The organism is Streptomyces sp. Y20 (assembly GCF_043195475.1).
Taxonomy (GTDB): domain Bacteria; phylum Actinomycetota; class Actinomycetes; order Streptomycetales; family Streptomycetaceae; genus Streptomyces.
In genome coordinates this window covers 253,691-273,772 of sequence record NZ_JBIDDP010000010.1, presented here as the reverse complement: position 1 = coordinate 273,772, position 20,082 = coordinate 253,691, and the positions used below count along the sequence as shown (strand labels likewise).

Annotated in this window: 22 protein-coding genes and 1 pseudogene; 14 read left to right on the top strand and 9 right to left on the bottom strand. The window is 74.6% G+C overall.

Annotation, left to right across the window (positions count from 1 at the left end):
- Nucleotides 1-4: 4 nt before the first annotated feature.
- The 3 genes from ACGFT1_RS25300 to ACGFT1_RS25290 all read right to left on the bottom strand — a co-directional run bounded on the left by ACGFT1_RS25300 (nucleotide 5) and on the right by ACGFT1_RS25290 (nucleotide 2,526).
- Nucleotides 5-688: a chaplin gene (locus tag ACGFT1_RS25300; RefSeq protein WP_373911260.1), complete on the bottom strand. Its 684-nt coding sequence runs from the start codon at nucleotides 686-688 to the stop codon at nucleotides 5-7.
- Nucleotides 689-897: 209 nt separating this feature from the next.
- Nucleotides 898-1,323, bottom strand: coding sequence for a DUF6003 family protein (locus ACGFT1_RS25295; protein ID WP_373911259.1), 426 nt, complete (start codon nucleotides 1,321-1,323; stop codon nucleotides 898-900).
- A gap of 309 nt (nucleotides 1,324-1,632) precedes the next feature.
- Nucleotides 1,633-2,526, bottom strand: coding sequence for an SGNH/GDSL hydrolase family protein (locus tag ACGFT1_RS25290; RefSeq protein ID WP_373911258.1), 894 nt, complete (start codon nucleotides 2,524-2,526; stop codon nucleotides 1,633-1,635).
- Between the two features lie 262 nt (nucleotides 2,527-2,788).
- Here ACGFT1_RS25290 and ACGFT1_RS25285 point away from each other — a divergent pair.
- Nucleotides 2,789-3,191: pseudogene (locus ACGFT1_RS25285) on the top strand (catalase); the annotation flags it as partial.
- Between the two features lie 139 nt (nucleotides 3,192-3,330).
- On the opposite strand, the gene ACGFT1_RS25280 reads toward ACGFT1_RS25285, so the two are convergent.
- Nucleotides 3,331-4,188 carry an MBL fold metallo-hydrolase gene (locus ACGFT1_RS25280; RefSeq protein WP_373911257.1) on the bottom strand — a complete coding sequence of 286 codons (858 nt, stop codon included), beginning with the start codon at nucleotides 4,186-4,188 and terminating at the stop codon, nucleotides 3,331-3,333.
- Nucleotides 4,189-4,353: 165 nt separating this feature from the next.
- On the opposite strand from ACGFT1_RS25280, the gene ACGFT1_RS25275 reads away from it, so the two are divergent.
- The 5 genes from ACGFT1_RS25275 (at nucleotide 4,354) to ACGFT1_RS25255 (ending at nucleotide 8,103) form a co-directional block, all read left to right on the top strand.
- Complete coding sequence (locus ACGFT1_RS25275; RefSeq protein WP_373911256.1) at nucleotides 4,354-5,223, top strand: alpha/beta fold hydrolase; 870 nt, start codon at nucleotides 4,354-4,356, stop codon at nucleotides 5,221-5,223.
- A gap of 186 nt (nucleotides 5,224-5,409) precedes the next feature.
- Complete coding sequence (locus ACGFT1_RS25270) at nucleotides 5,410-5,970, top strand: DUF2243 domain-containing protein (RefSeq protein WP_373911254.1); 561 nt, start codon at nucleotides 5,410-5,412, stop codon at nucleotides 5,968-5,970.
- Nucleotides 5,970-6,824: a cytochrome c oxidase assembly protein gene (locus ACGFT1_RS25265; RefSeq protein ID WP_373911253.1), complete on the top strand. Its 855-nt coding sequence runs from the start codon at nucleotides 5,970-5,972 to the stop codon at nucleotides 6,822-6,824. Before ACGFT1_RS25270 ends, ACGFT1_RS25265 begins: the two co-directional genes overlap by 1 nt.
- 61 nt (nucleotides 6,825-6,885) lie before the next feature.
- Entirely contained in the window at nucleotides 6,886-7,233 is a 348-nt protein-coding gene (locus tag ACGFT1_RS25260) for a tetratricopeptide repeat protein (protein ID WP_373911295.1), read from the top strand.
- A gap of 225 nt (nucleotides 7,234-7,458) precedes the next feature.
- Complete coding sequence (locus ACGFT1_RS25255; RefSeq protein WP_373911252.1) at nucleotides 7,459-8,103, top strand: peptide deformylase; 645 nt, start codon at nucleotides 7,459-7,461, stop codon at nucleotides 8,101-8,103.
- A 7-nt stretch (nucleotides 8,104-8,110) separates the two neighbouring features.
- Here ACGFT1_RS25255 and ACGFT1_RS25250 read toward each other — a convergent pair whose 3' ends face one another.
- Nucleotides 8,111-9,541, bottom strand: a complete 1,431-nt coding sequence (locus ACGFT1_RS25250) for an NAD(P)/FAD-dependent oxidoreductase (RefSeq protein ID WP_373911251.1) — start codon at nucleotides 9,539-9,541, stop codon at nucleotides 8,111-8,113.
- Nucleotides 9,542-9,682: 141 nt separating this feature from the next.
- On the opposite strand from ACGFT1_RS25250, the gene ACGFT1_RS25245 reads away from it, so the two are divergent.
- Nucleotides 9,683-10,060 (top strand): co-chaperone YbbN, encoded by a 378-nt coding sequence (locus ACGFT1_RS25245; protein ID WP_121785650.1) that lies wholly within the window; start codon nucleotides 9,683-9,685, stop codon nucleotides 10,058-10,060.
- A gap of 24 nt (nucleotides 10,061-10,084) precedes the next feature.
- Here the strand turns inward: ACGFT1_RS25245 and ACGFT1_RS25240 are convergent, their stop codons facing one another.
- Together ACGFT1_RS25240 and ACGFT1_RS25235 are read right to left on the bottom strand one after the other, a co-directional pair.
- Nucleotides 10,085-11,086, bottom strand: a complete 1,002-nt coding sequence (locus ACGFT1_RS25240; RefSeq protein WP_373911250.1) for a LacI family DNA-binding transcriptional regulator — start codon at nucleotides 11,084-11,086, stop codon at nucleotides 10,085-10,087.
- 224 nt (nucleotides 11,087-11,310) lie between these two features.
- Entirely contained in the window at nucleotides 11,311-11,991 is a 681-nt protein-coding gene (locus ACGFT1_RS25235; protein WP_373911249.1) for a TetR/AcrR family transcriptional regulator, read from the bottom strand.
- Between the two features lie 100 nt (nucleotides 11,992-12,091).
- Here ACGFT1_RS25235 and ACGFT1_RS25230 point away from each other — a divergent pair, with 100 nt between their 5' ends.
- The 5 genes from ACGFT1_RS25230 (at nucleotide 12,092) to ACGFT1_RS25210 (ending at nucleotide 17,471) form a co-directional block, all read left to right on the top strand.
- A complete protein-coding gene (locus tag ACGFT1_RS25230; RefSeq protein ID WP_373911248.1) occupies nucleotides 12,092-12,655 on the top strand; it encodes an NAD(P)H-dependent oxidoreductase in 564 nt (187 codons plus the stop codon).
- Between the two features lie 243 nt (nucleotides 12,656-12,898).
- Nucleotides 12,899-13,864, top strand: coding sequence for an alpha/beta hydrolase (locus tag ACGFT1_RS25225; RefSeq protein ID WP_373911247.1), 966 nt, complete (start codon nucleotides 12,899-12,901; stop codon nucleotides 13,862-13,864).
- A gap of 305 nt (nucleotides 13,865-14,169) precedes the next feature.
- Entirely contained in the window at nucleotides 14,170-15,594 is a 1,425-nt protein-coding gene (locus ACGFT1_RS25220) for an amidase (protein WP_373911246.1), read from the top strand.
- Nucleotides 15,595-15,622: 28 nt separating this feature from the next.
- Nucleotides 15,623-15,841 carry a hypothetical protein gene (locus ACGFT1_RS25215; protein WP_373911244.1) on the top strand — a complete coding sequence of 73 codons (219 nt, stop codon included), beginning with the start codon at nucleotides 15,623-15,625 and terminating at the stop codon, nucleotides 15,839-15,841.
- 133 nt (nucleotides 15,842-15,974) lie between these two features.
- Nucleotides 15,975-17,471, top strand: coding sequence for an SPFH domain-containing protein (locus ACGFT1_RS25210; RefSeq protein ID WP_373911243.1), 1,497 nt, complete (start codon nucleotides 15,975-15,977; stop codon nucleotides 17,469-17,471).
- A gap of 121 nt (nucleotides 17,472-17,592) precedes the next feature.
- Here the strand turns inward: ACGFT1_RS25210 and ACGFT1_RS25205 are convergent, their stop codons facing one another.
- Nucleotides 17,593-18,021, bottom strand: coding sequence for a hypothetical protein (locus ACGFT1_RS25205; protein WP_373911242.1), 429 nt, complete (start codon nucleotides 18,019-18,021; stop codon nucleotides 17,593-17,595).
- 95 nt (nucleotides 18,022-18,116) lie between these two features.
- Nucleotides 18,117-18,788: a helix-turn-helix transcriptional regulator gene (locus ACGFT1_RS25200; protein WP_373911241.1), complete on the bottom strand. Its 672-nt coding sequence runs from the start codon at nucleotides 18,786-18,788 to the stop codon at nucleotides 18,117-18,119.
- Nucleotides 18,789-18,904: 116 nt separating this feature from the next.
- On the opposite strand from ACGFT1_RS25200, the gene ACGFT1_RS25195 reads away from it, so the two are divergent.
- Together ACGFT1_RS25195 and ACGFT1_RS25190 are read left to right on the top strand one after the other, a co-directional pair.
- Nucleotides 18,905-19,339 carry a hypothetical protein gene (locus ACGFT1_RS25195; protein WP_373911240.1) on the top strand — a complete coding sequence of 145 codons (435 nt, stop codon included), beginning with the start codon at nucleotides 18,905-18,907 and terminating at the stop codon, nucleotides 19,337-19,339.
- 132 nt (nucleotides 19,340-19,471) lie between these two features.
- Nucleotides 19,472-19,918 (top strand): type II toxin-antitoxin system PemK/MazF family toxin, encoded by a 447-nt coding sequence (locus tag ACGFT1_RS25190; RefSeq protein ID WP_373911239.1) that lies wholly within the window; start codon nucleotides 19,472-19,474, stop codon nucleotides 19,916-19,918.
- The last annotated feature ends 164 nt before the right edge of the window (nucleotides 19,919-20,082 follow it).

Sequence of the window (20,082 nt, the reverse complement as noted above, 5' to 3'; positions counted from 1 at the left end):
GCGGTCAGCCCTGGCGGCCGGCCGCCTTCGAGCGGGAGCGGCGGTACAGCACCGTTCCGCCCATCAGCGAGGCCAGGCTCGCGGCGGCCAGCGCCCAGGTGCCGTCCGTTCCGGTGTGCGCGAGGGTGCCGGGCGTCCGCTCCCTTACTACGGGAGACGGCCTCGGCGTCGAACGGACCGGCGGCGTGCCGTGCGGCCGGTGCGGGGGCACGGAGCGTACCGGCGGCTCCTGGCGGGGCGGCGTGTTCCGCTGCGGCTCGTCGGGCCGGTCGGCCGGACCGTTCACCGACTGGTTGCCGGCGACGGGGTTGCCGATGCCCACCACGTTCACGCTGTTGCCGCTGACGTTCACGGGCAGATCGACCGGGAGCTGGATGGCGTTGCCGCTCACCACTCCCGGCGAGTTCCGCGCGACACCGTCAGCCGTGGCCCCGCCCTGTGACTCGGTGCCTTCCTTCCCCGCCTTGGCGCCGCCCTCGTTGGCGCAGCGGTTGCCCATCGCGGGGTTGAGCAGCCCGACCACGTTCACGGTGTTCCCGCACACGTTCACCGGGACGTCCACCGGCAACTGGATGCCGTTGCCGGAGATCAGCCCGGGCGAGCCGACCGCGGCCCCGTTCGCGGAGGAGTCGGCGTACACCGGCCCCGCCACTGCCATCGCGCCGGAGACGGCGGCAAAGGCGATCACACTGTTACGGGTAGCCCGTTTCATCGGTTCCCAGCCCTTCAGACACTGTTGCGGGCACTCACCCGCACCTGAGCAAACGGAAGGGAAACCGGACAGGTTATGGCTGCTCAGCCTTTTGCCCGGCAAGAGGGACATCGCGGGGCGGCGGAACGCGGTCCAGGAGGCGTCCCCGGAGCGGGTTCCGGGCCCCCGGCCGGCGCGGCATCCGCTCAGCCGATGGCCGCCGCCCGGACGACAGCCGGGTCCTCACCGGTGAGTTCCGCGATGCGGTGGGGGGCGACACCCGCGGCCACCGCGCGAGCGAGCAGTTCGTCGCGGCCGTGCGCGCAGTCGCGGTAGGCGAGCAGGTCGGTCTCGACCGCGGCCAGGGTCTCGGGAGCCGTACGGTGACGCAGCCGGCTCAGTTCCTCCTCGCTCAGCGGAACCGGCAGCCGCTCCGCCTCCGCGGGAATGGCCGCGGTGTCCTCCGGAGGCACCACCCGCAGCCGCGGGGACGTCGCCGACACGCCCTGCGCGTCCAGCCACGCGCGCACCGCTGATGTGTCCATGCAGGCGAGCGGTTCCGTCGCGGCCGTCGGCACGCCGAGCGTGTCGGCCGGGTCGTCCGCGAGAAACAGGTAGGCGTCGTCGGTCATGGTTCGCTCCTCGTCACAGACACTCGTCGCCGGTCGCCGTCCCCTTACCCCGTTCGCGTCCGCATAGCGCGGCGGATCCGCCATCCGGGGGGACGGAGGACCGCACCGCCACCGGGCGAGTGACGGCGGCGCGGTCACGGAGGCCGGGGAGCCGGCGGGCCCGCGGACCGGCGGACGGGCAGGCCCAGCGAACCCGGCGGACCGACGGGGCCGTCGATCCGCCGGCCGACCGACCCACCCGCCGAGGTGCCGGCGGGCCGGCGTCCGTCAGCCGAGGCCCGTCGAGACCCGGAACGAGGCCCAGGGCGTTCAGTCGAGGCCGAGGGCGTCCACGACGCGCTCGGCCATCCGCTGCTCGCCGAGGGCGTTGGGGTGCACCGGCACGATGTTGCTGCCGAAGAGCAGCGGCTCGATCCACCGTGTGCCGACGGGCTTGCACGCGTCGTGGCCCTCGGAGGTCCGGGCGAAGTCGACGTAGGTCGTGCCGGTCTCCTCGGCGGCGCGCCGGACGACGGCGTTGAGGTGGGTCTGGAGGGAACGCAGGTAGGGCACGTCACCGGAGGCTATCGGCAGTTTCGCGAAGCAGGACGGGTCCGCGGTCGCGGGGGTGATCCACGGGTAGCCCAGGACGGCCACGCGGGCGTCGGGTGCCTTGGCCCGTACGGCGCGCAGGGCGGTCTTCAGGGCCGGGTAGGTGTGGGCGTCGATCGCGTCCTCGAACGAGGTGCCGTACTTGTCCTCGCAGGGGCTGCCCGCGCCTCCGCTCAGCACGCCCGCGGTGCCGCAGGCGGCCACGGCGTTGATGAAGGTGCCGTTGTCGTTGCCGCCGATCGTGAGCGTGACGAGGTCGGTGTCGGGGGCGACGGCGTCGGCCTGGGGAGCGACCCCGGGGTACTGGGCCTGGGTGAAGTCCTTGGTCTGGGCGGCTCCGCAGGTGACGTCCGTCAGCCTGGCCCCGGTGTGCGCGGCGACGACGTGCGGGTAGTTGGCGATGGAGCGCAGACAGAGCAGGTTGGTGGGGTCGACGGGCAGGACGCCGGAGGCCGCGCTGTAACTGTCGCCGAGGGCCGCGTACTTGAGGGGTGCCGTGGCGTGGGCGGGAGTGGGGGCGGCGCTGAGGCCGAGGGCCAGCGCGCCGGTGACCGCGCAGGCCGCGGTGAGGACGCGGCGGCGGGGGGCGGGGCGCGGGGCGGGCAGGGGCATGTGCTCTCTCTTCTCGTGGCGGGGAACACGGGGCGTGCGGGCCTGGGGTGCCCGCACGCGTGCTGGTGCGCGAGAATGCGGCGGCTCGAGCCGGGGGGAGCGCCGGCCGCCGGGGCCCGGCCGGGCAGGCGTACGTACGACGGCGGCCGTGAGGTACCGGTCGCGGGATTACCGCGGGTACTACCGATAGGTAATGTGCGGGCGCCGCTACGCCGCGTCAACGGTGCTGACCGAACTTCTTGGAACGCTCACCTATCCCCCGAACTACGAGCCGTCGATCCGGGGCGGGCTGCGTGAGGCGCGGTACCCGGCGCACGACGAGCGCGGGGCCCGGAGATCCGCGGCCGGCTCACCCGCGAGCGAATCCCCCGCACCAACGACGTGGGCGGAGGTGGGGGCGGCGGCGACCGGCCCGTCCCCGAGCGGATGGTGTGGCACTTCCTGCTGGTGGAGAACGGCCTCGGGCCGCGGATCGGCGAAAGCCTCGGCATCCGCCCGGAGGACGTCGCGTACCTGGAGCCGCCGGCAGCCGAGGACCTCGCCGGGTAGGAGGAGGAGCGGCTGGCGAACCTCGGCAGGAAGCCGGCAAGAACCCGCCGCGGAACGTGGAGGGCCTCACCATGACGCACTGCGTGCCCGGCGAGCGCCATGTGGTGACCCGCTGAGCACGCGCGCGGTGCCGCTACGGGTCGTGCGGGAACCGTCCGGACAGAGGAAGTCCCGTCAGGGTCCGCTCGGCGGCGGACCGCCCGGGTGCCGTCCCGGCTCGGGTCCGGGGACGGGCCGGGACCGCACCGGGGCCTGTCAGGTGACGACGGGGGCCGCCCCGTGCTCCGCGGAGAGGCGGGCGCGGCTGCCGTGCGGGCAGTGGACGACGCGGTCGCCGAGGCCGAGCCGGCCGGCCTCGGCCAGGAAGGCGGACAGCGGCGAGCGCATCACCGTGTAATCGCCGTAGTGCACGGGCAGGACGGCCCCGGGGTCCAGGCGCCGGGCCAGCTCCGCACCCTGCGCGCCGTCCATGGTGACCACGAACCCGCCCGGGAGGCGGGTGCCGCCCAGGTGCAGGACGGCCAGGTCGGCGGCGGGGAAACGGCGGGTGATCTCGTCCAGGCCGTCATAGGGCAGCGTGTCTCCGGAGACGTACAGCCGTAGCCGCGGCGGCCCGCCCACGAGCCCGAACTCGATCATGCTGCCCATCACCGGCGGCAGCAGCCCGCGCAGCACCGGCTGCCCGGCGTGCCGGCCGGGCAGTGCCGTGATCGTGGCCTGCGTCCGGCCCTGCCGGAGGGTGAGCCCCTGCCAGGTCCGCAGTCCCGCCGTCCGCTCGAACCCGTGCAGCACTTTCAGCCGGCGTGCGGCGTGCGGTGTGCTGATCACCGGGACCGCGTGGTCCAGGTGGCGTCGGGCGCGGCGGTCCCAATGGTCCCCGTGCAGATGCGAGAGCACGATCCCGTCGAGACGGGGCAGGTCCCACGGCTGCACGGCGGGCTCGGTCAGGCGCCGGCTCAGCAGCCCGTAGCCGAGGTAGGCGTACTGGCCGCGGTGCAGGAAGTTCGGGTCGGTGAGCAGGGTCAGCGGGCCGTAGCGCAGCAGCACGGTCGCGTTGCCGATGAAATGGAGGTCGACCGTGTCGTCGGTGAGGCCGTCCGTGGTCCCGGGCATGTGATCAGCCGCCTTCCGTCCGAGCCTGGGCACGTCCACGCGGTGCCGCGGGCGCGCCGGGTTCTTCCCGTCGGCGGGCGGGTACCCCTGCCGGGCGGAACAGCCCCGGCGAGCCGGCCGGCGCCCTTCCGCGACGCGTCGGCGCGACGAGCGGAGGGGTGGTCCGTGTTCGAGGGTTTCGAGGTCGGTACGGTACGGACGGACGGTGCGTCGGTCTTCGTACGCCACGGCGGCGAGGGTCCGCCGGTGGTGCTGCTGCACGGCCATCCGCGCACGTCCGCGACCTGGCACCGGGTCGCCCCGCTGCTGGTCCTCGGCGGATTCACCGTGGTCTGTCCCGACCTGCGCGGCTACGGCCGCTCGCGTGGTCCGGCGCCCACCGCGGACCACGCCGGGTACTCCAAGCGGGCCGTCGCCGGTGACGTGGTCGAGGTGATGCGCGCGCTCGGCCACGACAGGTTCGCGGTCGCCGGGCACGATCGCGGGGGCGCCGTGGCGCTGCGGCTGACGCTCGACCACCCCGACGCCGTCTCCCGGGTGGCGCTGCTGGACTGCCTCCCGATCAGTGAGCACCTGTCGCCGCTGACGACCGAGTTCGCCACGCAGTGGTGGCACTGGTTCTTCTTCGCCCAGCCGGACGTCCCGGAGCGGGTCATCAACGCCGATCCGGACAGCTGGTACCGCGGCGACCCGCGGATCATGGGACGGGAGAACCACGACGAGTGGCGGGAGGCCACCAGGAACCCCGAGGTGGTGCGGGCGATGCTGGAGGACTACCGGGCCGGGCTGACCGTCGACCTGCGGCACGAGGAGGCCGACCGCGCCGCCGGGAACCTGATCCGGTGCCCGGCGCTGGTGCTGTGGTCGCTCAGGGACGATCTGGAGGACCTCCACGGGGATCCACTGCGGATCTGGCGGCGATGGGCGAAAGACGTGCGCGGCCACGGCATCGACTCCGGGCACCATGTGGCCGAACAGGCGCCCGAGGATCTCGCGTCCGCGCTGGGCGACTTCTTCGCCGGGCGGACGGCCTGAGGGAGCCCCGGCGCGGCCGAACCGGCGCGACCGCCCGGCCCGGCCGGGCCGCGCTGCCCGCCGCCCGCGGATGGCCGAGCGTGCCGCAGCGGTGGAGCCCGGGAACTGGTACCTGTCGGTAGGGCAGCCGGAACGGGGAACCGGCCCCCCGGGAACGAACCCGGAAACCGACCGAGACGAGGAGCGATGGCGACCACCGTGCGCGAGAGCGGGACCGAGACCGCGCCGCCCGGCCTTCGACTGCCGGGGATCCTGCTGGGGGTGGGGCTCGGCGGATTCGTCGACGGCATCCTGCTGCACCAGCTGCTGCAGTGGCACCACATGCTCACCAGCACCGACCACGATCACATCGGTGTCAAGTACTACGACCCGCACACCGTCTCCGGGCTGCGGATGAACACCGTCTGGGACGGCGTCTTCCACACCGTGTGCTGGCTCGCCGTCCTGGGCGGCCTCGCGATCCTGTACGCCCGGGTGACCACCGGCCGGCGCCAGGTGTGGGCCTCACGGGTGCTGTGGGGCTGGATCCTGGCCGGCTGGGGGCTGTTCAACCTGGTCGAGGGCCTCCTCGATCACCAGATCCTGGGCATCCACCACGTACACGGCGGGCCGTACCAGGTCTGGTGGGACATCGGCTTCCTGGCCCTCGGCGCGCTGCTGCTGGCCGGCGGCCGGCTTCTGCAACGCGGTGCACGGCCCTTCGATCCGGCGACGCCTCTCGCGGGCGGAGAGGGCCGCACGGTCTGATGGACCACGGCACCCTCCACCCGCACCCCGGCATGAGTCACCCGCACCACCACGAGGGCGGCGGACCCCTGGAGACCGTGCTGCCCGCGCTGGCCCTGCTGGTGTGCGCGGTCGGATATCTGCTGCTCGTCCGCCGGGCACGCCGCCGCAACCCGGTGCGTGGCTGGAACCCCTGGCGTACCGCCGCCTTCGGCACCGGCCTGGTGCTGCTGGCGGCGGCGCTGCTGCCGCCCGTCGCCGGCCTCGCCCACCGTGACTTCCGCGGCCACATGGCCCAGCACATGCTCATCGGCATGTACGCGCCACTCGCCCTGGTGCTCGGCGCGCCGGTCACGCTCCTGCTGCGCGCCCTGCCCGCGTCGCGGGCCCGGCGCCTCACCGCGTTCCTGCACAGCGGCCCGGCCCGCCTGCTCGCCCATCCGGCGGCCGGTCTGCTGCTGTCCGCCGGCAGCCTCGTGGTCCTGTACTTCACCCCGCTCTACGGCACCGCCACGGCCCACCCGGCCGGACACTGGCTGCTGCACGCCCACTTCCTGCTGTCCGGCTGCCTGTTCGCGTACGCCGTCGCCGGCCCCGACCCGGCCCCGGCCCGCCCCGGTGTGCGCACCCGGCTGGTGTACCTGGGGTGCGCCATCGCCGTGCACGCGGTCGTCGCACAGCTGATGTACGGCGGTTTCTGGGTGGACGTCCACACTCCCGTCCCCCAGGTCCAGGGCGGTGCGATGATCATGTACTACGGGGGTGACATCGCCGAACTGCTGCTGGCGGCGGCCCTCGTCGCCACCTGGCGTCCCGAACGCCACGTGCTGCCGCGGGCTGGTTCCGGCCACCCGGCCGAGGTAGTGGAATATTAAACAACTGCCCTCCGTTATGCCCGCGTCGAGGAGGGACGAGGAGGCCAGGATGGAGACACGGGTGGAGACCACGTACTACGACCACGGCACCGCCGCCGACCGGTGGGAGCGCGCGCGGCAGTTCTTCGCCGCCCGGGACTACGCGGGTGCGGCGCGGGTGCTGGCCGGGCTGGTCGAGGAGGCGCCGGAGCAGACCGGGCCCCGGCTGCTGCTGGCCCGCGCCTACTACCACTCGGCGCAGCTGGGGCGCGCCGAGGCGGAGTTGCGGACCGTCGTGGAGCGGGAGCCGGTGGAGCACTACGCCCGGCTGATGCTGGGACGCACCCTCCAGCGGCAGGGCCGGCACGAGGAGGCCGGCCGGCACCTGCGGATCGCCTCGGCGCTCGCGGGCGACTTCCCGGAGGAATGACGCGACCGGCCCCGGACGGCCGCAGGCGAAGCCCGGCCGTTCCGTCCGGGAGGGGCCAGGCCCCGGACGGCCTGAGACCGAGCCCGGCGGTTCCGTCCGGGAGGGGCGGCCGGCCGGAGTCGGGGCCCGGCGGTTCTCACCTCACCGGGCCGGGCTTCCCGGCCCGGTGAGGCCCGGCAACGTGTACCCACGGGGAGCGGTGCCCGGGCATGGCATCCTGACGCGATGGCACCTCCCCGTGAACACGCACCGCTCGCCGAGCGGGTCGAGGAACTCCTCGCCGCCGGCGGCCCCCTGCCCCTCGTCGCGGCCGGACGGCCGGTGCTGCGGCGCGGCACCGAGCCCTACGACGGCCAGCTCGGCCCCGCCCTGCTGGCCCGGTTCATCGAGGCCCTGCGCGTCACCATGCACGCGGCGCCCGGCGTGGGACTGGCAGCCCCGCAGGTCGGCGTACCGCTGCGGATCGCGGTGATCGAGGATCCGGCGCCGGTGCCGCAGGAGGTCGCCGTGGTCCGGGGCCGGGTCCCGCAGCCGTTCCGGGTCCTGGTCAACCCGGTGTACGAGCCGGCCGGCAGCGCCCGGGCCGCGTTCTTCGAGGGGTGCCTGAGCGTGCCGGGCTGGCAGGCGGTGGTGGCCCGGCACGCGGAGGTACGGCTGCGCGGCGAGGACGAGCGGGGCCGTGCCCTGGACGAGGTGTTCACCGGCTGGCCCGCCCGGATCGTCCAGCACGAGACGGACCATCTCGACGGCACGCTGTACCTGGACCGCGCCGAGATCCGGTCCCTGTCGACCGACGAGGCGGTGGGGGCCCTGTGGGCTCAGCCCTCCCCGGAGGCGGCCGCCGAGGCCCTCGGCTTCCGCCTCCCGTAGGCGCCGCTCAGTTGTCCCGGTACGCCTCAAGCAGCCGCAGCCACACCTCGCTCAGGGTCGGGTAGGACGGGACCGCGTGCCACAGCCGGCCGAGCGGGACGCGGCCGGCGACGGCGACGGTGGCCGAGTGGATGAGTTCGCCGACGCCGGGGCCGACGAAGGTGACGCCGCGCAGGATCTCGTCCTCCAGGTCCACGACCATGCGGGCGCGGCCCTTGTAACCGTCGCCGTACAGGCCCGCCCCGGCGACGGAGGAGAACTCGACGTCGACGGCGCGCACGCGGTGGCCGGCCTGTTCGGCCTCGGCGAGGGAGAGGCCGACCGCGGCGGCCTCGGGGTCGGTGAAGACGACCTGGGGTACGGCGTCGTGGTCCGCGGTGGCCGCGTGCGCTCCCCAGGGCTCGTCCAGCAGGGGGCTGCCGGCGGCGCGGGCGGCGATGGCGGCGCCGGCGACACGGGCCTGGTACTTGCCCTGGTGGGTGAGGAGGGCGCGGTGGTTGACGTCACCCACGGCGTACAGCCAGTCGGTGCCGGTGACCCGCAGGCTGTCGTCGACGTCCAGCCAGGAGCCGGGTCGCAGGCCGACGCTGTCGAGGCCGAGGTCGTCGGTCTGCGGGGCGCGGCCGATGGCGAAGAGGATCTCGTCGGCCTCGACGCGGTCGCCCGCGGAGGTGACGGCCACGACGGTGCCGTTCTCGCGGGTGACGGACTCGACGGAGGTGCCGGTGCGGATGTCGGCGCCCGCTTCGGCGAGCGCGTCGGCGACCAGCTCGCCGGCGAACGGCTCCATCCGGTTCAGCAGGCCCTTGCCGCGGACCAGCAGGGTGACCCGGGAACCGAGGGCCTGCCAGGCGGTGGCCATCTCGGTGGCGACGACGCCGCCGCCGACGACGATCAGCCGTCCGGGTGCCGCCTTGGCGCTGGTGGCCTCGCGGCTCGTCCACGGCCTGACCTCGGCCAGTCCCGGCAGGTCCGGCAGCTGGGCGCGGGTGCCGGTGCAGACGGCGACGGCGTGCCTGGCGGTGAGGGTGGTGAGGGTGCCGTCGGGTCCGGTGACGGCGACGGTACGGGGCCCGGCCAGCCGGCCGTGGCCGCGGTAGAGGTCGGCGCCCGTGCCCTCCAGCCAGGCGACCTGGCCGTCGTCCTTCCAGTGGGAGGCGTACTCGTCCCGGTGGGCCAGCACGGCCGGTGTGTCGAGCGGGCCCCGCACGGCCTGCCGGAGCCCGGGCAGGCGGCGGGCGTCGGCGTGGGCGATGACCGGCCTGAGCAGGGCCTTGCTGGGCATGCAGGCCCAGTAGGAGCACTCGCCGCCGAGCAGTTCGCTCTCCACGACCGCGGTGGTGAGGCCGGCCGCGCGGGTGCGGTCGGCGACGTTCTCGCCGACCGGGCCGCCGCCGAGCACCACGACGTCGTAGGCGATCGTTTTCGTTTCCGTCATGGGGCCAGTCTGGTGGGTGGTGTGCGCCGTGGCCACAGGGGTACGCGCGCGGAACACGGGCGTGCGCGCGTGGAATAGGCGGACCGGCGGCCGTGTTTCCGCCGTCGGCACACCCCTACACCAGGAAGAGGGAATCACGCCATGAGCAGCACCGTGGAGCTGACCAAGGAGAACTTCGACCAGACGATGAGCGAGAACGCGTTCGTTCTCATCGACTTCTGGGCGCCCTGGTGCCCCCCGTGCCGGCAGTTCGCGCCCGTCTACGAGAAGGCGGCGGCGGAGAATCCCGACCTGGTTTTCGGCAAGGTGGACACGGAGGCGCAGCCCGAGCTGGCCGCGGCCTTCGACATCCAGTCGATCCCGACGCTGATGATCGTCCGCGACCAGGTGGCGGTCTTCTCCCAGCCGGGCGCCCTGCCCGCGCCGGTCCTCACGGACCTCATCGGGCAGGCCCGCGGCCTCGACATGGACGAGGTCCGCAAGAGCATCGCCGCCCAGCAGGGCGAGACGCAGAAGTAACCCGTACGGGGCCTCGGTACCGGGTCAGCTCGACTCGCGCCGCACCACCGAGGCCCCCAGCACGGTGTGCACCTCGGGCTCGCCGCCGGGATCGCGTACGGCGCGGTCGACCAGTCCGGCGAGGTCGCGGCCCGAGGGCAGCTCGATGTGGACCGTGCTGAGCCGCGGTCGCAGCAACCGGCCCAGCATCAGGTCGTCGGCGCCGATCACGGCGACGTCCTCGGGGATGCGCACGCCCTCGTCCTGCAACGCGCGCATGAGCAGCATCGCGTACTCGTCGTTGTAGGCGAACACCGCGTCCAGGCCCGACTCGGGCCAGCGGGCGGCGAGTTCGGCGGCGGCCTCCTCGGTGTGGGCGAGTGGCAGCCCGGTCACGGTCGCGTCCGTGCCGCGCAGTGCCTCGCGGACGCCCGCGAGCCGGGGGCGCGAGTACGCCTCCAGCCCGGACTCCGCGGGTACGACCACACCGATCCGGCGCCGGCCACGGGCGTACAGGTGGGTCGCGGCGCAACGGCCTACGGCGTGGTGATCCATCAGCAGGGCGTGGGCGCCGTCGACGGGCACGGGACCGAGGGTGACGACGGCCCGGGCTCCGGACCTCTTGAGGACGGCGACGCCCTGCGGGCCGAGGCCGGTGCCGGGCACCAGGACGGCGACCGGCCGCAGTTCCGCCCAGGCGCGGGCGGCTTCGTCGCCCTCCAGGCCGACGCTGCCGTACTGCACGACGGTGTAGTCCAGACGGCCGAGCGCCCACTGGAGTTCGTTGAGGAACGCGCTGTAGAGGGGCCCGGCCGGGACGGCCGGGGCGGGCATGAGGACCATGCGGCTGTGCCCGGCGCGCAGGCTGCGGGCGGCGGCGTGCGGCACGTACCCCAGTTCGCGGGCGGCCTCGCGCACGCGCCGGCGCGTCGGCTCGCTGATGCGTACCGCGCCGGTGTTGTTCAGGACGTAGGAGACGGTCGCGCGGGAGACGCCTGCCAGGCGGGCCACATCGGCACTCGTGGGCGTGTTCGGTATCTGCACCATGACGGACCGCATCCTGGCAGAGGCCCGGGCACCGGGAGCAGCCGGGGCAAGGTGGTTCACCGTTGCACAGAACCGGCACCGGTAACGCCGAGGAGAAAGCCGCCGCGGCGCGCCGCGCACCGGACGCGGACCGACGCCGACGCGGCGGTGGGGGTACCTCCCGCGCGAGCGAAGCGGAAGCGGCGCCAGAGCCCGCGAGCCCGGCAAGATCCGACCGGGAGGCCCTAGCGGTACGGGCCGGTGCGGGTCACCCGGGCGACCAGGTCGGTCCAGCCGGTCTCCAGGCGTTCCAAGGGCATGCCGCACTGCCGGGTCAGGTGGTGGATCAGTGCCGGGTCCAGTGAGGCCATCAGGGTCTGGGCGAGCAGGTCGCAGTCGCCGTCCGGCACGATCTGCCGGAGCAGCATCGTGACGTGGACGCGCAGCGCCTCGACCGCGGGGTGGGCGAACCGGCGGGCCGGCTCGGCCTGGGCGGCGAGTTGCAGGTCCAGTTGCTCGGCCGAGCGGTACAGCACCGCCACGCCGAACGCCCGCAGCCGCTCCAGGGGCGGCGCGCCGGGCCCGAGCGGCGGGGGGCCGCCCACGAAGTCGGCCTGCAGCTGCCGGGCGGAGTGGTCGAGCAGGGCCATGAGCAGTCCGGTGCGGTCGCCGAAGCGCCGGAAGACGGTGCCCTTGCCGACCTGCGCCGCGGCGGCGACCGCCTCCATCGTGACCCCGGCGACCCCGTGCTCCGCGATCAGCCGGGCGGCGGCCTCCAGCAGCCGGGCCCGGTTGCGGGCCGCGTCCGCCCGCAGGCACGGCTCGTCGGGAGCGGTGCCGACCTCCAGCAACCTGGGTTCGCCGAGGGGCTCCTGAGGGTTCGGGAAGGGCGGCAGCGCGCGGGACATGAAGACAGCGTAAAGCATCGGGAAGAAAACTGGACCGCGGTCCGTTTAGGGTGGTAGAAACATAAACGGACCTCAGTCCGGATTCGTGACAGCGACGTTTCAGCCCCTTGGAGTTCTCATGTCCGTTCGCATCCTCGCGCTCGTCGGCAGCCTGCGCGCCGGTTCGCACAACCGCCAGCTGGCCGAGGCGGCCGCCAAGCTGGCGCCCGAGGGCGCGGAGGTGGAGCTGTTCGAGGGCCTGGCCGACGTCCCCTTCTACAACGAGGACATCGACGTCGAGGGCGACGTGCCGGCCGCCGCCGCGAAGCTCCGCGAGGCCGCCCAGGCCGCCGACGCCTTCCTGTTCTTCTCCCCCGAGTACAACGGCACCATCCCGGCCGTCCTGAAGAACGCCATCGACTGGCTGTCCCGCCCCTACGGCGCCGGCGCCTTCGGCGGCAAGCCCGTCGCCGTGATCGGCACCGCCTTCGGCCAGTACGGCGGCGTGTGGGCGCAGGACGACACCCGCAAGGCCGTGGGCATCGCCGGCGGCAAGGTGATCGAGGACATCAAGCTCTCCATCCCTGGCTCCGTGACCCGCTTCGCCGCGACCCACCCGGCCGATGACGCCGAGGTCGCCGCCCAGCTGACCGAGGTCGTCGCCCGTCTGCACAGCAACGTGGGCGAGGCCGCCGCGGCCTGACCGTAGGACCCGCGAAGGGCCGGAGCCCGCCACGGCTCCGGCCCTTCGCCGTCCCCGGGCGGCGCGATGGGGTGCCGGTGACGCAGGTGACCCGGCCACGGCGGGGTAGGCGGGTCGTGACCGCGTACGCCGGCCGGGTTCCCGCACCGCCGCTCCAGGCGTGCGTGCCGGGGGCCGCCGTACGACCGGTCGCGCGGCCGCACCGGAGCACCGGCCGCCGGACGTCTCACGGGAGGAAGAGGCATGCCCCTGGTTCCGCCGCCGTTCGACCCGGAACTCGCCGCCGTACTGGAGCGGTACGGGGACGTGCTGTCGCCCGGTTTCACCCTGGACGACCTCGACGGCGCCCGGCAGAGCGAGGCCGCCGAGCTGGTCGACCCCACCCTGGACGGCGCCTTCGAGACGGAGGACCGTACGGTGCCCGGCCCCGCCGGCGCCCCCGACGTCTCCCTCCTCCTCTGCCGTCCCGCGTCCGCCCCCGCCACGGCGGCCCTGCCGGTGATCTACCACGTGCACGGCGGCGGCCTGATGGCCGGCTCCAACCGGGCCGGTGTGACCGAGGCCCTGGCGTGGGCCGACGAACTGGGCGCGGTGGTCGTGTCGGTGGAGTACCGGCTCGCACCCGAACACCCGCATCCCGCGCCGGTCGAGGACGTGTACGCCGGACTGCTGTGGACGGCGCGGCACGCGAAGGAGATCGGCGGCGACCCGGACCGCATCGTCGTCGCGGGCGCCAGCGCGGGCGGCGGCCTGACCGCGGCGCTCGCCCTGCTCACCCGGGACCGGCGGGGTCCGCGCCCGCTGGGGCAGCTGCTGATGGGCCCGATGCTGGACGACCGCAACGACAGCGGGTCCAGCCGCCAGATGGCCGGGCTGGGCGTCTGGGACCGTACCGCCAACGACACCGCCTGGACGGCACTGCTGGGCGACCGGTGCGGCGGACCGGACGTCTCCCCGTACGCCGCCCCCGCCCGCGCCACCGACCTCTCCGGCCTCCCCCCGGCCTTTCTCGACGTGGGCTCGGCGGAGACCTTCCGGGACGAGGCGGTCGCCTACGCGTCCCGGATCTGGCAGGCCGGCGGCGAGGCCGAACTCCACGTCTGGCCGGGCGGCTGCCACGGCTTCGACGCCCTGGCCCCCGAGGCGGCCCTGTCCCGGGCGGCCCGCACGGCCCGGATCGGCTGGCTGCGGCGCCTGCTGGCGGACTGAGCCGGCGACCGCGCCTGCGGACGGCCCGCAGGCTGCCCGTCCGATGACCCCGGGGGCTGCTCGCGGGACCCGCGGTCAGCCGGACACCACCGCCTCCCTCCCGGCCGCCCGGCGCGTGGTCGAGGTGCACCACCACGGTGGTGAGGAAATGCTGCAAGCAGTGTCGCTCGGGCCGCCTGGGTGGCGGCCGTGGGCCACGGGGCTCAGGTGGCGCGACTTCCGGGCGCAATCCGCCCGCCGGCCGCCGTTTCGACGTTACCGTGCGGTAGACATCGTGCCCGGAGCCTCCCGGAGGTGCTCCCCCCATGACGCCCGACCGTGCCGCGAGTCTCGCGGACACCCGACGCGCCCTCGCCCGCGGGGAGGTCACCTCCCGCGCGCTGGTGGAGCGGACCCTGGCCCGGATCGAGGCCACGCAGCCGTCGCTGAACGCCTTCCGTATCGTGCGCGCCGAGGCAGCCCTCGCCGAGGCGGACGCCGCCGACCGGGAACTGGCGGCCGGAGCGCGCCGCCTCCTGCTCGGCGTGCCGGTCGCGGTGAAGGACGACATGGACGTGGCCGGCGAGCCGACCGCGTTCGGCTGCCGGGGCGACTTCCCGCCGGCTGCGGCGGACGGCGAGGCGGTACGGCGGCTGCGCGCGGCCGGTGCGGTGATCGTCGGCAAGACCAACACGTGTGAGCTGGGGCAGTGGCCGTTCACCGAGGGCCCGGCGTTCGGGGACACTCGCAACCCGTGGCACACCGGGCACACGCCCGGCGGGTCCTCCGGTGGTTCCGCCGCCGCGGTGGCCGCGGGGCTCGTCCCGGCCGCGCTCGGCTCCGACGGCGCGGGCTCGGTCCGCATCCCGGCCTCCTGGACCCACCTCATCGGCATCAAGCCGCAGCGCGGCCGTATCTCGACCTGGCCGCGCGGCGAGTCCTTCCACGGCATCACGGTCCACGGCACCCTCGCCCGCACGGTCGCCGACGCGGCCCTGCTGCTGGACGCGGCGAGCGGCAACCACGAACGGGACCCGCACCGGCCGCCCCCGCTGACCGTGGCGGACGCGGTCGGCCGGGACCCCGGCCGGCTGCGCATCGCTCTCTCCCTGAAACCGCCGTTCACCCCCGTACCGGCCCGGCTGCACCCGCAGATCCGCGCCCGGGTGGTGGAACTGGCCGGGAAGCTCGCCGACCTGGGGCACGAGGTCGAGGAGGCCGATCCGCCGTACGGGCAGATCGGGCTGACCTTCCTGCCGCGGGCCACCGCCGGGATCGCCGAGCGGGTCCGCGAGGCCCCCGACCCCGCACTGCTCGACCCGCGCACCCGGGGCACGGCCCGGCTCGGGCGGCTGCTCGCCGGGGCGCCGCTGCGGGTGGCCCGGCGCGCCGAGGCGGTGCTGCACCGGCGGATCGGCGCATTCTTCCGGTCGTACGACGTGATCCTCGCGCCGACGACGGCCGCTCCCCCGCCCCCGATCGGCGCCCTGGCCGGGCTCGGCGGGCTGGCCACCGACCGCGCGATGATCGCAGCCTGCCCCTACGCGTGGCCGTGGAACGTGCTGGGCTGGCCAGGCGTGAACGTGCCCGCCGGTTTCGCGGGACCCGGGCTGCCGGTGGGTGCGCAGCTGCTCGGCCCGGCGCACAGCGAGCCCCTTCTGGTCTCGCTTGCCGCCCGGTTGGAGGCGGAGCTGCGCTGGCACGAGCGGTGGCCGCCGGCACGGGCGGACGCGGACCGGCCGGCCCTGTGACGGCGTTCCCGCCCGTACGCTGAGGGCCATGGGCGAGGCGTCGATGGTCGGGCTGATGGGTCGGGTGACGGGGACGGTCGGGCCCGGTCTGGTCGGCGAGGTGATCGTGCGGGTGCGCGGCGGCGCGGAGCACTTCCTCGCCCATCCGGCCGACGGCACAGGCCGGCTCACGCCCGGCACGGTGGTGATGGTGGTGGAGTACCTGCCGCCGAGAACCGTCTACGTCACGGCCGCGTACGGCGGTTGAGCCTGCTCAGCCCCCGGCCGGGACGTCCGGCGTCAAGATTGTGACAAGGTTCCGCCGGTGCCTTCTCCGGGACCCCGGGCGGGCGCACACTCCCTTCGACCGGTGCCGGACGGGCACCATGCAAAGGGGGCGTATGCCGATGATGGTCGGCGTCGTTGCGGGGGCGGTCGTGGGTGCCGTCCTCGTCCTGATCGGTCTGTTCAAGATGATGTGGCGGGTCGCCGAGCCCAACGAGGCACTCGTCATCTCCGGTTCGACGCACCGCACCGAGGGTCTCGAGGCGGGCATGGGATTCCGCATCGTCACCGGGCGCGGCACGATGGTGGTGCCCGGGGTGCAGGCGGTGCGCAAGCTCTCGCTGGACCTGAACGAGACCGAGCTGCACGTGGACTGCGTGACCCATCAGGGCATCCCGCTGAAGGTGCGGGGCGTGGTCATCTTCAAGGTGGGCGACGACTTCGTGTCGATCGCGAACGCGGCCCGCCGCTTCCTGGACCAGCAGAAGCTGATGGCGGAGCGGGTGCACAACGTCTTCGCCGGTCATCTGCGTTCCATCGTGGGCGGGTTGACGGTCGAGGACATGATCCGTGACCGGGAGAAGCTGACCGGGCAGACCCGGGCGGCCTGCGGTACGGAGATGGAGAAGCTGGGCCTGATCGTGGACTCGTTGCAGATCCACGAGATCGAGGACCCGACCGGGTACATCCAGAACCTGGCGATGCCGCACGCGGCGGCCGTGCAGCGGGACGCGCGCATCGCCCAGGCCGAGGCGAACCGGCTCGCCACCGAGGCCGAGCAGCAGTCGCTGGCGCGGATGGCGGAGGCCACCCGCGACAGCGAGATCCTCCAGGCCGGCTACCAGGCCGAGCGGGACAAGGCGGCGGCGAAGGCGCAGCAGGCGGGCCCGCTCGCCGCAGCGGCGTCCCGGCAGGAGGTCGTCGTCCAGGAGACGCGGGTCGCCGAACTGGAGGCGCACCGGCGGGAACAGCAGCTCCAGGCCGACGTCCGCAAGCCGGCGGACGCCACGGCGTACGAGAAGCGGACCCTGGCCGAGGCCGACCGGGACGCGCGCATCTCGGCGGCGCAGGCCAAGGCGAAGGAGACCGAGCTGGCGGCGGCGGCCGAGGCGACCCGGGTGAAGGCCGCCGCGGCGGCCGAGGCCGAGTCGGTCAAGACCCGGGGTGCGGCGAGCGCCGCCACCACCCGGGCCACCGGTGAGGCGGAGGCCGCCGCCGCGCAGGCGAAGGGCCTGGCGGACGCCGAGGCGATCCGGGCCCAGGGGCTGGCGGAGGCGGAGGCCATCAAGGCCCGGGCGGCCGCCCTCGCGGAGAACCAGGAGGCGGTCGTCGCCCAGCAGCTCGCCGAGAGGTGGCCGGAGATCGTTCAGGCGGGTGCGTCCGCGTTCGGCAACGTGGACAACATGGTGCTGCTCAACGGGGCCGAAGGCATGGGCGAGTTGTTCGCCAAGGCCCTCACCATGGGCGGCACGGGCCTGGGTCTCGCCCGTAGACTGCTCGCTTCGACGGGCGACAACGGCCAGCCGCTGAACGGGGTTTCGCCCGCGCACAGCGGCGTGGCGACACCGGCCCCGCAGAACATGCAGAAGGTGCCCGTGGAGCAGGAGGGCTGAGACGGCGGTGGCCCGTGCGGCCGGGTCCCCACCGGGCACCCGGCCGCGGGGCCCCGCGGGGCGCCCCGGGCACCCGGCCGCGGGGCCCCGCGGGGCGCCACCAGGGGTCCCGGCCGTGGGATCACACCGTGAGCAGGGCGACGCCCAGGACGACCAGGGTCGCGGCCTTCAGGACCTCCAGGGCCACGTACCACAAGTGGCTGCGCGAGCGGGGCAGTTCCTCCCCGGCGAGGACCCGGTCGGACCTGCGGTTCAGGCGGGGCCGGACGGCGGCCACCTGGGCGAGGAGCAGCACCGCCGCCGCCACGGCCGGGACGAGGACCTCGGTGGGAGCGTGCCCCACGGCGACCGGAGCGAGGACGGCGACCGCGAGGACCGCCTCGACGGCGTTCAGCGCCCGGAACACCAGCCGGCCGATGCCCAGGCCGACGGGGATCGTCACCCCCGGGGCACGGAACTTCAGCGGCGCCTCCAGGAAGGAGATCGCCAGCACCATCCCGAGCCATACGAAGGTGACCGCGCTCGCGGTGGCTGCGGACGTGGCGTTCATCGGTGTGGGGCCTTTCTCCGCCGGGGCCGGCGGCTTCGGACGGGTGAGCGGACGGATCTCGCGGTGGCCCGCCGGTTCGGATGAGGGCGGCCGGTTCAGAGCGGCGATGCCGGGGCCAGGTGGGCCAGGCAGGAATCCGGTTCGGCGAACGGCTCCAGCGCGGTGGCCGTCAGCGGCGCGCCCAGCCTCGCCAACGCCCCCTGCATCAGGCCCAGATGCATCGGGCACACCAAGTCGCTCCGTTCCTCGGCGAGTTCGAGGAAGGGGCAGTGCCGCAGGCGGATCCGCCGGGGCGGCCGGTCCGGCTCGCCACCCGCTTCCGGCTGCGGCGCGAAGCCCAGACCGTCCAGCAGGGCGAGCAGCCGGGTCACCGAACGCTCGGGCGCCGGCGGCTCGTGCGGGGGCGGCGGGTCCACCAGGGAGCGGCCCCAGACGCGCCCCGTCTCCATCGCCTCCGCCCGCGCCTGCGCCGGGTCGGCGGCGGCCCACCGGCCGAGCAGCATGCGGGCGAGGAGCCGGTAGTCGCGGGGGCCGCCGCGGTCCATGCCGGGGCGTGCGGTGTGGACGGTGCGGGGCCGGCCGGGCCCCAAGGGTGCCTCCGTACGGCGTTCGACCAGGCCGTCGGCCACCAGGCCGTCGAGATGGAAGCGGACGGTGTTGGGGTGCAGGCCCATCCGCTCGGCCGTCTCCGCGACGCCCAGCGGCGAGTGAGCGGCGCGCAGCACGTCCAATACTTCCCGGCGCCGTGGGCTCTGCCGTGTGGTCACGCCCGGACACCTCTTCCCGTCTGCCGCCCCTTTTTCACGAATGCTACGTGTACTAAATAGTAGGCTGGGTGGGGCCCCAGTGGGCAGAGGAGAACACGAGAGCCGAGGGGTACCCCATGACGTCGCCGTCGCCGATGGACTCCGCACCGGCCGGCCGCACGGCGGCGGACCCGCGCGTCCTGTGCGACACGCGTGCGCTGGCCGGGGCGCCGCCGGTGCCGGCCGGGGCGCTGTGGAAGCTGGCCGAGAGCGGACGCCAGCTCGACGCCAACGTGGTCCGGCTCGCACCGGACGCGCGGATCACCGTCCACACCGAGGCGCAGCTGGACGTGCTGCTCCTGGTGGTCGCCGGCGACGGCGTCCTCGGCAAGGGCCCGTCGGCTCAGGAGGAGCCGCTCACCGAGGGCGCCCTGGTCTGGCTGCCGCACGGCGCCCCGCGCGGCATCGCCGCGGGAGCGGACGGCCTGACGTATCTGACCGTGCACCGCCGGCGCCCCGGCATGGGGATCGGCGGCGCACCGGCTCCGGACACGGACGCCGCACCGGAGTGACGCGGCGGGCGCCGGGCGCCCGGCGCCTCCCGGGCGGACCGCCAGGGTCTTTCGTCGGGATCAGGCCGGTCAGGCACCAGGGCCCGCGAACCCGGCGTGATCCGAACGGAAGGCCCTGGCTAGGGTTCCCGCGTGAGTACCTCCACCGAAGAGAACGTCCCCGGCCGGCACGGCCCCCACGCCACCACCGAGGCCGACCCGCGCGAGGTCGGCCGGGTGCGCACCGAGTACTCCCCGGCCCACGACGGTGACCCGGACCCCGGGGAGATCGTGTGGACCTGGGTGCCGTTCGAGGAGAACGACGGCCGGGGCAAGGACCGCCCGGTGCTGGTCGTGGCCCGGGAGACGGCGGGCACCCTCCTCGCCGTTCGGCTGTCCAGCAAGCGGCACGACGGTGACCGGGAGTGGGTGCCGATAGGCGACGGGCCGTGGGACCGGTCGGGCCGGGACTCGTGGGTGGCCGTGGACCGTGTGCTGCGGCTGCACGAGGAGGGCATGCGCCGGGAGGCGTGCGCGCTGGACCGGATGCGGTTCGACCTGGTCCGGCGACGGCTGCACGAACGCTACGGCTGGACCTGACCGTCCCGCCTCCCGGTGACGGGGTCGACGGCCGTCAGCGAGCCCGCGCGGCGGCGGTCGCGGAAGTCCGGACCGCAGGCAGGCAGGTGCACGGCGCTGAAGCCCGACCGAGCGCCTCCCCCGGGGCCTGTAGGCCATCGGGGCACGCCCGGCCGGCCACCGGA

Excerpts from the sequence above, each read along its gene's own strand:
- ACGFT1_RS25295 (WP_373911259.1), bottom strand. The coding sequence starts at position 1,323 with ATGACCGACGACGCCTACCTGTTTCTCGCGGACGACCCGGCCGACACG.
- ACGFT1_RS25290 (WP_373911258.1), bottom strand. The coding sequence starts at position 2,526 with ATGCCCCTGCCCGCCCCGCGCCCCGCCCCCCGCCGCCGCGTCCTCACC.
- ACGFT1_RS25280 (WP_373911257.1), bottom strand. The coding sequence starts at position 4,188 with ATGCCCGGGACCACGGACGGCCTCACCGACGACACGGTCGACCTCCAT.
- ACGFT1_RS25270 (WP_373911254.1), top strand. The coding sequence starts at position 5,410 with ATGGCGACCACCGTGCGCGAGAGCGGGACCGAGACCGCGCCGCCCGGC.
- ACGFT1_RS25265 (WP_373911253.1), top strand. The coding sequence starts at position 5,970 with ATGGACCACGGCACCCTCCACCCGCACCCCGGCATGAGTCACCCGCAC.
- ACGFT1_RS25255 (WP_373911252.1), top strand. The coding sequence starts at position 7,459 with ATGGCACCTCCCCGTGAACACGCACCGCTCGCCGAGCGGGTCGAGGAA.
- ACGFT1_RS25250 (WP_373911251.1), bottom strand. The coding sequence starts at position 9,541 with ATGACGGAAACGAAAACGATCGCCTACGACGTCGTGGTGCTCGGCGGC.
- ACGFT1_RS25245 (WP_121785650.1), top strand. The coding sequence starts at position 9,683 with ATGAGCAGCACCGTGGAGCTGACCAAGGAGAACTTCGACCAGACGATG.
- ACGFT1_RS25240 (WP_373911250.1), bottom strand. The coding sequence starts at position 11,086 with ATGGTGCAGATACCGAACACGCCCACGAGTGCCGATGTGGCCCGCCTG.
- ACGFT1_RS25235 (WP_373911249.1), bottom strand. The coding sequence starts at position 11,991 with ATGCTTTACGCTGTCTTCATGTCCCGCGCGCTGCCGCCCTTCCCGAAC.
- ACGFT1_RS25230 (WP_373911248.1), top strand. The coding sequence starts at position 12,092 with ATGTCCGTTCGCATCCTCGCGCTCGTCGGCAGCCTGCGCGCCGGTTCG.
- ACGFT1_RS25225 (WP_373911247.1), top strand. The coding sequence starts at position 12,899 with ATGCCCCTGGTTCCGCCGCCGTTCGACCCGGAACTCGCCGCCGTACTG.
- ACGFT1_RS25220 (WP_373911246.1), top strand. The coding sequence starts at position 14,170 with ATGACGCCCGACCGTGCCGCGAGTCTCGCGGACACCCGACGCGCCCTC.
- ACGFT1_RS25215 (WP_373911244.1), top strand. The coding sequence starts at position 15,623 with ATGGGCGAGGCGTCGATGGTCGGGCTGATGGGTCGGGTGACGGGGACG.
- ACGFT1_RS25210 (WP_373911243.1), top strand. The coding sequence starts at position 15,975 with ATGCCGATGATGGTCGGCGTCGTTGCGGGGGCGGTCGTGGGTGCCGTC.
- ACGFT1_RS25205 (WP_373911242.1), bottom strand. The coding sequence starts at position 18,021 with ATGAACGCCACGTCCGCAGCCACCGCGAGCGCGGTCACCTTCGTATGG.
- ACGFT1_RS25195 (WP_373911240.1), top strand. The coding sequence starts at position 18,905 with ATGACGTCGCCGTCGCCGATGGACTCCGCACCGGCCGGCCGCACGGCG.